Below are 13,924 nucleotides of genomic sequence, written 5' to 3' on the forward strand. Positions count from 1 at the left end.
TTCACAAGGAAATTTTCAATTCAGCTACAGAATCTAGAATTTTTTCTTACCTTGTGACTTCTAACTTCTGATTCCTAAACAGACTCGGCACGTAAATCCTCAATCAGCGCCGCCAATTCGTCACTGCTGGCGTTGTAAACCTCTCCACAAAAATGGCAAGTCGCTTCGGCTCCATCATCTTTTTCAATCATGTCTTGCAGTTCGGCTTCGCCTAGCATCTTCAAAGCACCCAAGACACGGCTCATCGAGCAACCACAGTGAAATTGCAGCATCTGGACTTCTGGTAGGATGACCAGACCCAGATCTCCTAGTAGTTGCTCCAAAATTTCTGGCAACGTCTTGCCTGCCTGTAACAAGGGTGTAAATCCCGCCAGTGCTTCCATTCGAGATTCCAAAAGTTGCACTAGGCTCTCGTCGCTCGCCGCCTTGGGCAGGACTTGCACCAGCAACCCACCAGAAGCCCGGACTGTACCCGCTTCTATAAATACACCCACCGCTAGTGCTGAGGGCGTTTGTTCGGAAGTCACCAGATAGTGGGCAACGTCATCCCCAATTTCACCCGACACCAGCTCAACGGTACTCGAATACGGGTAGCCGTATCCCACATCGCGCACGACATAGAGGTATCCCTCCCGACCGATTGCTCCCCCGACATCTAGTTTTCCTTTGGCATTTGGGGGCAGTTCCACGCTTGGGTTATCTACATACCCTCGTGCGGTTCCGTCCAATCCGGCGTCAACGAGAAGCCCGCCGAGTGGCCCATTTCCTTTTATGCGAATGTTGACCCTTGACCCCTCTCGCTTCATGCTAGAGGCAAGTAATAGCCCAGATGACAGGGTGCGTCCCAGTGCAGCGGTTGCCACGTATGAAAGATTATGACGCTGTCTGGCTTCTTGTGTGAGGCGTGTGGTAATGACCCCAACGGCGCGAATTCCACCCTCTGCCGCCGTGGCACGGATTAACTGATCAGCCATGAAAAGACCTTACATTTCTTAACACACTATACTTTTATTGTAGGCATGGCAGTTAATAGTGAGGTGGTATTTGCGGTGCTAATTATCAGAACCGCCAAAAACAGCTAGTTTTTCAAATAAGAGATAAGAACCTGAATCTTCTATCAGGCACAGATGGATAAACAGGCTAAAAATAAGGATTGAAATATAATTAACATTTTTAAAAATCATTTTTTATGTTGTTTTAGCTAATTTAAAAACAGATATTATATTAAAATTATTCTTTTGTTGTTGATGCAAATCTAAATTTAGAGTATGCATGATAATTCTTAGCTGCCAGGACTATTTAGCCGCTACTCTCAAGAAAAACGATTACATTAAGATTAGGAACAGTAAATAGAAACTTCTGTACCAGTAACAACTAATAACAAAGAAACCGCAACTGTTTATGCTAGGAAACTTTCAACAAAGCCATCTTAGAATAGAAGTAAATTCCCCCGCAGCAGCCATCGGCGACAGTCTGCTTCGCCCCAGCCAGCAAAGCCAGTGGTTGTGGCCCCTGCGCCTTTCCGCAGGGCTACCGGAACAACTGTCTGAGGGGTTAATTTACACCAGTTGGGTGGGGCCAGTGGCGATACAACACCAAGTGGAAGTGGCTCAACCCAACTGTCTGCGCCTGCTCTTGAGTCAAGGAATTGACGGTTATCACGAGTGGTACTGGGGAGAACATTGGGTACAGTCACGTCTAGAAGGAGTATCTCTACTGTCGCTGAGTTTGGGGCAAACACTCAGTTTGCTGCGCTTGCGAGAATTTCTAGCATCCCGATCTTAGAACTGAGGGCTGAGGGATGAGGACTGAGGACTGAGGACTGAGGGCTGAAGGGTGGCTAGAAGAACGATTTTCATGTTTGGGAATCGCGCGATCGCTATTAAAGACTAACACGAACACAAACTGAGTAAGAGAGACAGAGAAGGTAGATTCTTCAGTGGCTTATTTACAAACACTTTTGCCTTCACTCTGTGGAATAAAAGAAACCCGTTTTCTACCAGAAAACGGGTTTTTATTCAGGCAAAGACAATTTTAAATTTATGTTGGATGACCTAGCTACTGCCTTACCAACCGTTGTTGTTCTTGCTCTTTCACCTCTGTCAGTCCAATTTGCTCTAAGAGCGATAGAAACTCCTGGCGGATTAACCGATCCTTAGGGGAAGTAGCATGGGCGGCTAAAATTACGCCTAGAGTGTCATACCAGTATGCTGATCGAGCATAGATTGCTGCCTTGCCAATCTGCGATCGCGCAGCTGCCAGTTGTTTCTCTAGAGCAGGTGTTGCGGGTACGTGCTTAATCCAGCCTTGAGCAATCTGATCTTCAGAACGTCGTTTCGGATTGCACTTCAGAGTGACTGTCCATAGATATTCCCGTCCTGGAACCAGTTCTGGCAACTCTTTGGACATCTGGAGTTGATTAATCCCCGCCTTGGGTGTTTGAATTGTTTGCTCAATAATTGGCTTAGATACTCCTGGCTCAACCAGTGTAAAAGCAAGCGGTACCGATTGGGTGCCCGACAAGTACCAGTAAAAGATGGGATGACCTGATGCAGTCAATCCGGTATGAGTCGTAGGAGCCAACAAAGTCACAGATGTAGGCTGAGACTCAGAGCATTCTATTGGCGATTCGTCAACGCCTCTGGTACCGCCTCTGGGAATCATTCCATCATCGGGTGGCTGATAACGAACTCGCGTTCCCGTTCCAATGGTGCCTCCGGGAACACCCACATCACCCGGCTCGTAACCAGAACCTGTTGGCGTTTTCGGCACAACATCTGCATAAGCGGTTGAGCTAAACCCTAAATCAATTGATAGGCGGCTCAATAGAGAATTGAGGGGAAATTCTATCAAACCGAGAAACTGTATCAAAATCAGTGATGCACTTCCTGCTACCTTCGTCCCTAATTTACGGGAAATCACCATAAATCTACAAATGATGTAATGCCAATAAATTTTTAGACGACCATTTGGCGATCGCAGTTTCCAGATCCCGTACTGCAATCCGGGTATTTGTTGTAATTTTTATTACTCTATCAAAACTTGATAAACTTCGGTCTGCTGTTGGCACTCTTTGAGCATGACGCTACTGAGCCTATTTGTCGGAAATTTGCCCTGGATAGGATGGGTGAGTTTCTTCATTAATTTAAAAGCAAATACAGAATGCTACAATCTCAACTCATCGCTCAGTTTGCACTCACTTTTGCAAGCTAAGTGCTGGAAGCGGACATGAGTTCTTCAGCACTAGCAGTTGCCACCAGTTGAGAAGCAGTACCGACAAATTTGGATTGCTGTTGCTGACTTTTGACTTCTCAAAGATTGGATGTTGACAAGAGGGTTGCGATCGCCTGCGAACAAAGAAAGAGCGATCGCACTTGTGTTTGCCTCAATTTTCAGAGATTGAGTGTCGATAGCAATGGGATAGATATTTTCAGTGGATTGAATCTGAAAGGAGATATTGATGAGTTAGTTTTCTAAAGCTTGAACTGCGGAAGAGTCACCGTGCCAAGCTTGATAAAAGTCTGGGTAAGTCATATTTTGAGCGCAGTGCCAGACTACTTCGTAGGATTGCCAGTTGCAGCTATAATCATCTTCATCGGTCTTTCCTTGCAGGAAATTTTTCAAACATTTAACCACTACGGAAAGCATACTGCATCTATCGATTTCCTGTAACTTTCGTACAAGCTCCATACAAAATGCTAAATCTTTGCTAGTGGTTAGCAAATCAGTTAATTTTTCAATGAAGTAAGAATTTACTTTATCTAAATATTCCTGATTCCCATTTCCTAGGGACTGATAATTAACTTGATTTTTGAAATTTTCAAACTCCTTGTTGATGGCACGAATAGCATCTAAGCTTTCAGGTTCCATTGTGAGATTTATTCGCCTAGGCTTACCCTGAAACGGCAATCCTCTCGATAGGCACATAACTTCATCTTTCTCCAAACCAATCGCTAGCATCAAGCTCTCGGTATTAGCTAGAACCCGCTCACCTAGTTGATTGCCAGGGTCAATTTTTATGAGAATACGTGCAGCTTCCCAAGTGTTGTCCGCATCCGAACGAAGATGAAATTGCACTCCTTGTACTGTATGGGTAACTTCTTCTGCATCTGAGATTAACTGGGTTAAAAGATTAATAGCTCTAGTGCGATCAGTTTCTTCAAATACTTTTCTCGCTGCATTTTCAATAAGATAGTGCTCCTTTTGTCCTTCCCCATTGTGATTGCCAAATCCCCACTGGAAAATTTGAGTTAAAATACCATCAGCTCGTTTACAGTCCCAAAACTCTGCAATCCCCCCAGCAGCTAAACAATATGCCTTATAACTATAAAAATAGCCGCACCTATCCGGAAATTCTACCAACGCATCAATAAACGCCTCTTTTTGTCTCTTAAACTCCTTATCTACCTCTCGACCTAACCACAGCATAATCACTTCTTTCCACTGCGGCTCAAAAATGCGATAACTTGCTTTGGAATCTTTAGGGTTTTGGAAGATGTGGTTCATGAAAAAGTGCCAATTATCAATCGCACAAGCTGCGAAATACTCCTGAAAGGTGGGATGAAAGAAGGCGTAGACAGGTTTACCAGTGTCTATATCTTTGTAGACCTCAACCAGCCAATGTAGCTTAGAAGCTAACTTAAATAAGTCTTCCCCCATGACATCGATCGCAAAACCCTCTCTTATTCCAAACCGGGATTTTTCTTTATCAATTGCTTCCTGTGCCAACAGTCCCAGCGCCGTGTTTAACTCCTTCCGCTTTGTCTCAGTTGTGGAAAATTGTTCTTGTTTCCAATCATAGAAAGCTCGCGTAAATTGCTCGTAAAGCGCGGCTTTAGTTTTTGGTAAATCGCCTTGGCGAAAATACCAACTTTGGCACAGTAACGACAATCGTAGTGGGTTTTTGACTAAATCTCGGACGCGCTGATGTCTGTCTTCATCTAGCTTTTCCCGTAACCGTTCCCCTAGTTCTGGCTTGTCAGTTTGGGAGAACCACTCCCAGAGAAATTGTCTCACCTGATCTGGTTTATTACTTTCCTCATAGCTAAAGTCTAAGGTGCGATAAGTATCAAAACCTGGTAAAGCATTAACACTTGCATCCCAGACATTTTGCCGACAAGTTAGCACAGTTCGCGCATCAGCAACCCAGCCTGTGAGTTCTTCCCTGAGTTTGGCTAAAGCTTCGACGGGTGAAGATGCTGGCATTTCATCCACTCCATCCAACAGCAGCAACACTTCACCACTTTTAAACAGTTCTTCTAGCGCTTTCTGCTGTTGTGTGACATTTGAAGTTTTAAGCGCATCTTTTAGCCAATTCTCACGCACGTAGTTTTCTAAACTTTTATCTCTTAAACTTCCTAGAGAAACCCATATTGGGAAACCTGGTGTTTTTGGAGAGAATGCGATCGCTTCGAGCAGAGTAGTTTTCCCCGCTCCCGGTTCGCCAATAATAGCGATGCGTTTTCCTTGGCTCTTTTTACTTTGTCCCTGCTTAATGACCTGCTCTAGAAACTCGTGATGCTCATAAGTTTGGGTGATTTCTTCCTCATGTAGCTGGAAAAAACCCGATCCTTGCTCTGGTGAAACAGAGAAATCGCCGCTACGTCTGGGTTGGTGTTTGCGCTCGACTAATCCCAGCTCTACATAAAATGCTTTAGAAACTACCTCGGTAGCTTGTCGTCTGATGTTTAGTTTCTGAGACTCCAGCATATCGCGGCAAATTTTTGTCCAGTCATGAGACGCGATCGCACTACCAGCCTCAGTATCTTTGTTTTGCTGTTGTTCTAAATACGCTTTTTCCAGGTAAGCTTGCACTCTCTTAACCTTGCCTTTATCCTCAGACTTAACTTCAGGAAAACTCTCTGCAAGCTTACCGAATATGTCCTTCATACGCTTGTCATAGGCTCGAAGAGCCTTTGCAGGTTCACCTCCTATAACTTCATCTGCAACATCCTGATTTTTCTTATCGATGTTCTGCCGAGCAAATCTGACCAAGAAAACCGCTTTTTGCTCCACAGTCAGGTTGTGGTCAGAGGCTATGACTTTTAGAAAATTATCCCAACCATCCCAGAATTCCATAACGCGATCGCAGTCTCGACAGGTTCTCAGCTTCTTGATTACGAAACTAACCTATTACTTAGCCAACCTCAACTAGAAGAATTCTTCTAGTTTACTAGAAAGTATTAGGGGCTAGGAATTATACAAAGTTCCTCTTAGGCTGAAATTAATGCTAAATCCAGCACTCCAAACTAAGTTAAAGAGGCACGTTTATGGACGGTTTTCAGTATGTAATTCCTGGCTTAGAACAGTTCTTCCAATCAGAACCGCAACCAGTTACTTCAAATTCATCGAAGGAAAAAGAAAAGGGTAAGGCTGACATCAAGGATAATTCAGGGTCTCAGAATATAGAATCTGAGCCTGAATAATTCTCTTAATTAGCATTCAATCTATCCAGCAAATGGAATGCGCGGCTAAATAAAAAAAGTCCGCCTGAACGGACTAAGAATAATTAATCATGCTAAAACCTGCGTAGGCAAGTTTTGTCTGTATAGTCGCGAATTCTATCCGCCAGGGCTTCTGCTTTTCTTATTTTTATGCCTGCTTCACCACCAGCACAGAACAAGGGGCATCAGCAACAACTTCACTGCTGACAGACCCCTCTATAATTCGCTTCACACCTGTTAAACCCCGACTGCCAATCACAATCAAGTCAGCTTGATAAATATTTGCAAGTCGGATTATTTCTTCAGCGGGGTCGCCAGTGACGATTTCTAGTTCGCTGTGGCAGGGTAGAGCAGCCTGATAAGATTCCATCTGCTTTTCAATCTGCCGATAGGGCAGATCCTCCGGACAGGCATGAGGCTTATCAACAGCAATTTCCACCTCAGACCCCGAAGAAGGAATCACATGGGAAAGGATGATTTTGGTCGTTGGCTGTAGTTGGAGTTCTTCCAGGGACTGAATCACTCCCTCCGAAAGCTCTGAACTGTCGAGAGCCACCAGAATAATTTTTAGCACCCCAAAATCTCCTTATTCGTTATTCGTCAGACCTCTTCTCGATTCGCAGCCGCACGGAATCAGCGTGGGAAGTCAAACCCTCGGCTTGGGCAAGAATCTGGATAGCGTTGCCAAACTTCTGGAGCGCTGTCGGCGAGTACTGAATCAGACTGGAGTGTTTCAGAAACGTTTCAACTCCTAGAGCTGAAGCGTAACGGGCAGCGCCGGAGGTAGGCAGCGTGTGATTCGGCCCTGCTAAGTAGTCTCCCACAGCTTCGGGTGTTGAGGAACCCAAGAAGATAGCACCCGCGTGGCGAATTTTTTCCAGCAGGTCCCAGGGTTCTTGGACTTCCAGTTCCAAGTGTTCGGGGGCGAACTCGTTGGAGAGGTCAGCAGCAACCAATAGAGAGTCAACCACCACAATTAAACCGTAATGAGCGATCGCTTTCTCTGTCAGTAGCCGTCGCGGATGATCTTCCAATTGACGTTCTACTTCTAGCTGTACTTTCTTCGCCAACCCAGCTTCTGTTGTCAGGAGAATTGCTGCTGCCATCGGATCGTGTTCCGCTTGCGCCAACATATCTGCCGCCACATAGACGGGATTGGCGTTTTCATCGGCAATAATCAGTACCTCAGAAGGCCCTGCCAGCGAGTCAATGCCCACGGTGCCATATACGAGCTTTTTCGCCAGGGTGACGTAGATATTACCGGGACCAGTGATGACATCTACCTTAGGAATGGTTTCGGTGCCATAAGCCAAAGCCGCGATCGCTTGAGCGCCGCCAATCCGATAAATTTCTTGCACCCCAGCTTCCTGGGCTGCCACTAGCACCGCGGCATTAATCGTTTTTTCTTGCCCTGGTGGCGTCACCATGACAATTCTCGGCACACCCGCTACCTTCGCAGGGATGGCGTTCATTAATACCGTACTTGGATAGGACGCTCGACCGCCAGGAACGTAAAGCCCTGCTCGATCTACCGGCGTGTAACGCTTCCCCAAAACAATCTCATCGTCCCCAAATTGAACCCAAGATTTCGGGACGCGCTGCCGGTGGAATGCTTCTATTTGTTGACGTGCCAGTTGAATCGCGTTGAGTAACTCCTGGGACACCTGTTGATAGGCAGCATCCAGTTCTGAGCCACTAACGCGCAGCTGTTCGGAATTCAAAGTTTGTCGATCGAATTCAGCCGTGTAGTGCAGCAGAGCTTTGTCGCCCTGGCGCTTCACAGCCTGTAAGACTTCCCGAACAGTTGCCTCTTTATGAACAATCTGGTCGTCATGGGTGCGATCGCAGATACGCCGCAGTTCAGTTCTTGCCTCAGATACCTGAGTAATGATTCGCAGCATGGAGTCGGAATCACCATCTAGGAATTACCCGCCTGAGTTCAGGTATATCACTATCCTCATCTCAAGGGATGAGGCAGCCTATTCCCTGTACTCGTTTCTATAGCTTAACCTGGATTTTTCAAGGGATCGCTATAATTTATGGAGAGATGGTATATTAATCTATCTAGTTCTGTTTGTTAACTGTACAGAGTTTTCTTCAAGACTGTGGCCAATACTAAGTCAGCCCTAAAGCGAGTCCAAGTAGCCGAACGCAACCGGCTGCGTAACAAGACCTATAAATCAGCCGTAAAAACGCTGATGAAGAGTTATCTTGCAGCCGTCCAAACCCACGCAGCCAACCCCACTGCGGAATCGCTGCAAGAAGTACAGCGGCGGATGTCAGAGGTCTACAGCAAGATTGATAAAGCGGTAAAGCGGGGGGTGTTGCATACCAACAACGGTGCCCGGAAAAAATCCAATCTCGCTAAGGCGCTCAAACGCGCGCAGCCCCAGCCAGAAACTTCAACCCCGGCTTCGTCGGATGCTTCTGCTTCCTAGCGGCTAGCCGCTCGTCAGTAGTCAGCAGTCAGTTGTTTATCGAAAGCGGTGGTAGGTAGAATTCCCACTACCCGTTACCCACTACCCAATGCTTGATGACCAATGACTGAACAGATACAGTTGTTCGATACCCACGTCCATATAAACTTCGATCTCTTCCAGTCCGATCTAGAAGAGATTAAAGCTCGGTGGTGCGAAGCGGGGGTCGTTCGGCTGGTGCATTCGTGCGTGGAACCTACGGAGTTTTCAAGCATTCAATCACTGGCAAACCGATTTCCAGAACTTTACTTCGCCGTGGGGTTACATCCCCTCGATACCGAGAAGTGGGCATCAGAAACTGCCGAACAAATTCGTTCGCTGGCGAGTTCTGACCAGCGAGTGGTAGCAATTGGCGAAATGGGTCTGGATTTTTATAAAGCGGAAGATAGGGAGCGGCAAATAGAAGTATTTGAAGCACAGCTAGCGATCGCGCAGCAACTTGATTTGCCTGTAATTATTCATTGCCGAGATGCTGCTGCGACCATGCACGAACTGTTGCAAGATTTCTGGAAGCGCACGGGTCCTGTGCGGGGCGTCATGCACTGCTGGGGGGGTACTCCGGAAGAAATGCAATGGTTCTTGGATTTGGGTTTCTATATTAGTATCAGCGGCATCGTGACGTTTAAAAACGCCACTCAAGTTCAGGAATCGGCGAGGAGAATCCCCAGCGATCGCCTCCTAATTGAAACCGACTGCCCCTTCCTCGCACCCGTTCCCAAGCGTGGCAAACGTAACGAACCTTCCTACGTCCGATATGTCGCAGAGTGTGTTGCCCATCTGAGGGGGGTCTCTTTAGCGACTCTAGCCACGCAAACCACCCAGAATGCCTGTAATCTGTTTCGACTTTCCGTACCTCAGCCTTGTGCTGCGATTTAGTGCCCAATTGTAAGGGCTTTTATCCATGCCGCGTGCCGCGTACCGTACCCGTTCTGAGTGCTGTAAACACTGGAAAGGCAGGGAGAACCACGACAGAGACATCCATCCCCCGAAGGCAATAACTTTTGGCGGCAAATCTCTTTTCTCCCCCCTGGGTTTCATTACCCCAATTTAGAGGTGGGTGTCAACAAAGAAAGTCAATTTGCGACATAATATTTAAAAGACCCTCTATGAACAGAATTCTTGCGAGCAAACTGGGATGGCTGCCTGCTCCACCTAAACAGACTTCATACCCCTGCAATCACTGTCCTTATACCTGGTAAAGAAGCACTAAATATTATCTTTGAGCAAACAAGCCAAAGCGAACTGCTGGTTCGCGTATAAAACCAACGAAAAACAACCCTGAGACGTTTCCTTCCCTGCTAGTGGGGACTAAACGGCTCATTTTGTTCTTGCCAATCGCTTGTCTTTGGGGACGAGTGAGGCATACTTCGCCGCTACTGCTTACTTTGGCACGAATTCCATCCCGCTAGATGGGAAGGATCTAAAGATGAAGGACGAATTCAAAACCATCAACGATGGAGGACGAATCAATTCAGGATTCATCCTTACTAACGGATGACTTTTGAGTTCTAGACGATCGGGTTGATTGGGAAGTCGGGTCTCCCCACTGGCATTCTTCTTAAACCCACCCTTACGACAGGTAATTCCTGAATTCTTTTGCAAGAGGAAAAGCATGACTAATCAGACCTCCACTCCAGTTGCTTATATGTTGCCAGACCTGGTAGAAATTCAGCGAGCCAGCTTCCGCTGGTTCCTGGAAGAAGGTCTGATTGAGGAACTTAACAGCTTTTCGCCGATTACCGATTACACCGGCAAGCTGGAGTTGCACTTCTTGGGCAAAGACTACAAACTCAAGCGACCCAAGTACGATGTAGATGAAGCCAAGCGTCGGGACGCAAGCTATGCCGTACAAATGTACGTTCCGACGCGGCTCATTAATAAAGAAGACGGGACGATTAAAGAGCAAGAAGTCTTCATCGGCGATTTGCCCCTAATGACCGACCGAGGCACATTTATTATTAATGGTGCCGAGCGGGTGATCGTTAACCAAATCGTGCGAAGCCCTGGAGTTTATTACAAATCGGAAACCGACAAAAACGGACGCCGTACCTACTCAGCTTCTCTTATTCCCAACCGGGGAGCGTGGCTGAAGTTTGAAACCGATAAAAACGACTTGGTGTGGGTACGAATCGATAAGACGCGCAAACTGTCGGCACAGGTATTACTCAAGAGCTTGGGGCTTTCCGACTCCGAGATTTTTGATGCGTTGCGTCACCCAGAATATTTCCAGAAGACCATTGAGAAAGAAGGGCAGTTTTCCGAAGAAGAAGCGCTCATGGAGCTATATCGGAAACTACGACCCGGTGAACCACCAACGGTTTCTGGCGGACAGCAGTTGTTGGAATCGCGCTTCTTCGATCCGAAGCGTTACGACCTGGGCCGAGTCGGTCGCTATAAGCTGAACAAGAAGCTGCGGCTCTCCGTGCCGGATACAGTGCGGGTGCTGACCCCGACCGATATTCTGGCAGCAGTAGACTACCTGATCAACTTGGAATATGACATCGGGATTACCGATGATATCGACCACTTGGGCAACCGAAGAGTGCGCTCGGTGGGCGAACTGTTGCAAAACCAAGTGCGCGTCGGCTTGAACCGCTTAGAGCGGATTATCCGGGAGCGGATGACCGTTTCGGATGCCGAAACCCTAACACCCGCTTCTTTGGTAAACCCGAAGCCTTTGGTAGCGGCGATTAAGGAGTTTTTCGGCTCCTCCCAGTTGTCCCAGTTTATGGATCAGACAAATCCCTTAGCGGAATTGACTCACAAGCGGCGACTCTCAGCGTTAGGTCCGGGAGGACTAACGCGGGAACGCGCAGGGTTCGCCGTGCGGGATATTCATCCGAGCCACTACGGGCGGATTTGCCCGATTGAGACGCCAGAAGGACCGAACGCTGGATTGATCGGCTCTTTGGCAACTCATGCGCGGGTGAATGCCTATGGATTTGTAGAGACGCCGTTCTGGAAGGTAGAAAACGGACGGGTACTCAAGGAACAAGCGCCGGTATATATGACGGCAGATGAGGAAGACGATCTGCAAGTCGCGCCAGGGGACATCCCGATGGATGTGGATGGATGGATCTTGGGAGAATCGGTAGCGGTGAGATATCGCCAAGATTTCACCACCACGACACCCGACATGGTGGATTATGTAGCGGTGTCCCCGGTGCAGATTATTTCGGTTGCCACATCGTTGATTCCCTTTTTGGAACACGACGATGCCAACCGAGCGTTGATGGGATCGAACATGCAGCGGCAGGCAGTGCCGTTATTGAAGCCAGAGCGACCCCTAGTCGGGACTGGCTTGGAAGCCCAGGCGGCGCGGGACTCCGGGATGGTCGTGGTTGCCAAATACGACGGGGAAGTCACCTTTGTGGATGCGACGCGGATCGCAGTGCGGAGTTTCGACGAAACTGGGGAACCCAACGGACCGCAGATCGAGTATGAGTTGCAGAAGTATCAGCGCTCAAACCAAGATACCTGCTTGAATCAGCGACCCTTAGTGTATGAAGGCGATCGCATCGTTGCCGGACAGGTACTTGCCGACGGTTCTGCTACCGAAGGGGGCGAACTGGCTTTGGGGCAGAATATCCTGGTAGCGTATATGCCTTGGGAAGGCTACAACTACGAGGACGCGATCTTAATCAGCGAACGGCTGGTTTACGACGATGTCTACACCAGCATCCACATTGAGAAGTACGAAATCGAGGCACGGCAAACCAAGCTAGGACCCGAAGAAATTACGCGGGAAATTCCTAACGTCGGGGAAGATAGCTTGCGAAGCCTGGATGAAACCGGGATTATCCGAATTGGAGCCTGGGTAGAAGCTGGGGACATTCTGGTAGGAAAGGTGACGCCCAAAGGGGAATCCGACCAGCCACCGGAAGAGAAACTGCTGCGGGCAATTTTCGGTGAAAAGGCGCGGGATGTACGGGACAACTCCCTGCGAGTGCCCAACGGAGAGAAAGGGCGCGTGGTAGACGTGCGCGTCTTCACCCGCGAACAGGGCGACGAACTGCCCCCCGGAGCGAACATGGTGGTGCGTGTCTACGTCGCGCAGAAGCGCAAAATCCAAGTGGGCGACAAGATGGCGGGACGGCACGGTAATAAGGGAATTATTTCCCGGATATTGCCCGCCGAAGATATGCCTTACCTGCCAGATGGAACCCCCGTGGACATCGTGCTCAATCCACTCGGAGTGCCCTCACGGATGAATGTGGGGCAGGTGTTTGAGTGCTTGCTGGGATGGGCTGGTGAGAACTTAAATGTCCGCTTCAAAGTGATTCCCTTCGACGAAATGCACGGAGCAGAAAAGAGCCGCGAATCGGTGCATGGCAAGTTGGAGGAGGCGAGGAAGAAGACCGGGAAGAACTGGCTGTTTAATCCTGATGAAGCCGGAAAGCTCCGAGTTTTTGATGGGCGTACTGGGGAAGCCTTTGACCGTCCGATTACCGTGGGCAAGGCGTATATGCTGAAGCTAGTACACCTGGTAGACGACAAGATCCACGCCCGTTCTACGGGACCCTACTCTTTGGTGACGCAGCAACCCTTGGGAGGCAAAGCGCAGCAGGGCGGACAGCGATTTGGCGAAATGGAAGTGTGGGCGCTGGAAGCTTTTGGCGCTGCCTACATTTTGCAGGAGTTGCTGACGGTGAAATCCGACGATATGCAGGGGCGGAACGAAGCGCTGAATGCGATCGTGAAAGGCAAGGCGATTCCGCGACCGGGAACACCAGAATCGTTCAAGGTGTTGATGCGAGAACTGCAATCTCTATGTTTAGATATTGCCGTCCATAAGGTGGAGACGACCGAGGACGGAACCACGGGACACGTAGAGGTTGACTTGATGGCGGATGTGTCAAATCGCCGGACGCCGACGCGACCCACCTATGAATCTCTCAGCCGCGAGGAACTGGAAGAAGACGAAGTTTAATCAATAAAAAATGAAAAATTAAAAATTAGAAATTAGGAATTCTTTAATTTTTAATTTTTCATTTTTAATTTTTA

At 48.1% G+C, this 13,924-nt stretch carries 10 protein-coding genes; 5 read left to right on the top strand and 5 right to left on the bottom strand.

The annotated features are described in order from the left end of the window. Positions 1–74: 74 nt before the first annotated feature. Positions 75–974, bottom strand: a complete 900-nt coding sequence (gene hslO, locus NC996_RS00995) for an Hsp33 family molecular chaperone HslO (protein WP_190434191.1) — start codon at positions 972–974, stop codon at positions 75–77. A gap of 427 nt (positions 975–1,401) precedes the next feature. Between hslO and NC996_RS01000 the strand changes: the two genes are divergently transcribed. Further along, positions 1,402–1,785 (top strand): hypothetical protein, encoded by a 384-nt coding sequence (locus NC996_RS01000; protein ID WP_190414613.1) that lies wholly within the window; start codon positions 1,402–1,404, stop codon positions 1,783–1,785. 273 nt (positions 1,786–2,058) lie between these two features. On the opposite strand, the gene NC996_RS01005 is transcribed toward NC996_RS01000, so the two are convergent. Beyond that, the gene (locus NC996_RS01005) at positions 2,059–3,003 is read right to left on the bottom strand and encodes a DUF928 domain-containing protein (RefSeq protein ID WP_190683380.1); all 945 of its coding nucleotides are present in this window, start codon (positions 3,001–3,003) and stop codon (positions 2,059–2,061) included. Positions 3,004–3,303: 300 nt separating this feature from the next. Between NC996_RS01005 and NC996_RS01010 the strand changes: the two genes are divergently transcribed. Further along, positions 3,304–3,477: a hypothetical protein gene (locus NC996_RS01010; protein WP_190683383.1), complete on the top strand. Its 174-nt coding sequence runs from the start codon at positions 3,304–3,306 to the stop codon at positions 3,475–3,477. Here the strand turns inward: NC996_RS01010 and NC996_RS01015 are convergent. From NC996_RS01015 to hisD, 3 genes are all read right to left on the bottom strand, one after another. Next, a complete protein-coding gene (locus tag NC996_RS01015; RefSeq protein ID WP_190683386.1) occupies positions 3,466–6,078 on the bottom strand; it encodes an NACHT domain-containing protein in 2,613 nt (870 codons plus the stop codon). The two genes, NC996_RS01010 and NC996_RS01015, sit on opposite strands and share 12 nt — an antisense overlap. Before the next feature lie 513 nt (positions 6,079–6,591). Next, positions 6,592–7,017 (bottom strand): universal stress protein, encoded by a 426-nt coding sequence (locus NC996_RS01020; RefSeq protein ID WP_190683389.1) that lies wholly within the window; start codon positions 7,015–7,017, stop codon positions 6,592–6,594. A gap of 19 nt (positions 7,018–7,036) precedes the next feature. Beyond that, the gene (gene hisD, locus NC996_RS01025) at positions 7,037–8,344 is read right to left on the bottom strand and encodes a histidinol dehydrogenase (RefSeq protein WP_190413946.1); all 1,308 of its coding nucleotides are present in this window, start codon (positions 8,342–8,344) and stop codon (positions 7,037–7,039) included. 204 nt (positions 8,345–8,548) lie between these two features. Here hisD and rpsT point away from each other — a divergent pair, with 204 nt between their 5' ends. From rpsT to rpoB, 3 genes are all read left to right on the top strand, one after another. Further along, positions 8,549–8,881 carry a 30S ribosomal protein S20 gene (gene rpsT / locus NC996_RS01030; RefSeq protein WP_190425173.1) on the top strand — a complete coding sequence of 111 codons (333 nt, stop codon included), beginning with the start codon at positions 8,549–8,551 and terminating at the stop codon, positions 8,879–8,881. 114 nt (positions 8,882–8,995) lie between these two features. After that, a complete protein-coding gene (locus tag NC996_RS01035) occupies positions 8,996–9,796 on the top strand; it encodes a YchF/TatD family DNA exonuclease (protein WP_190414142.1) in 801 nt (266 codons plus the stop codon). 736 nt (positions 9,797–10,532) lie between these two features. Further along, on the top strand, positions 10,533–13,850 hold the full coding sequence (gene rpoB / locus NC996_RS01040; protein ID WP_190413949.1) for a DNA-directed RNA polymerase subunit beta: 3,318 nt from the start codon (positions 10,533–10,535) through the stop codon (positions 13,848–13,850). The last annotated feature ends 74 nt before the right edge of the window (positions 13,851–13,924 follow it).

The organism is Trichocoleus sp. ST-U2 (assembly GCF_039961875.1).
GTDB lineage: Bacteria > Cyanobacteriota > Cyanobacteriia > Cyanobacteriales > FACHB-T130 > FACHB-T130.

What these genes read in the sequence shown, in the direction of transcription:
- hslO (WP_190434191.1), bottom strand. Translation starts at nt 974, where the DNA reads ATGGCTGATCAGTTAATCCGTGCCACGGCGGCAGAGGGTGGAATTCGC.
- NC996_RS01000 (WP_190414613.1), top strand. Translation starts at nt 1,402, where the DNA reads ATGCTAGGAAACTTTCAACAAAGCCATCTTAGAATAGAAGTAAATTCC.
- NC996_RS01015 (WP_190683386.1), bottom strand. Translation starts at nt 6,078, where the DNA reads ATGGAATTCTGGGATGGTTGGGATAATTTTCTAAAAGTCATAGCCTCT.
- hisD (WP_190413946.1), bottom strand. Translation starts at nt 8,344, where the DNA reads ATGCTGCGAATCATTACTCAGGTATCTGAGGCAAGAACTGAACTGCGG.
- rpoB (WP_190413949.1), top strand. Translation starts at nt 10,533, where the DNA reads ATGACTAATCAGACCTCCACTCCAGTTGCTTATATGTTGCCAGACCTG.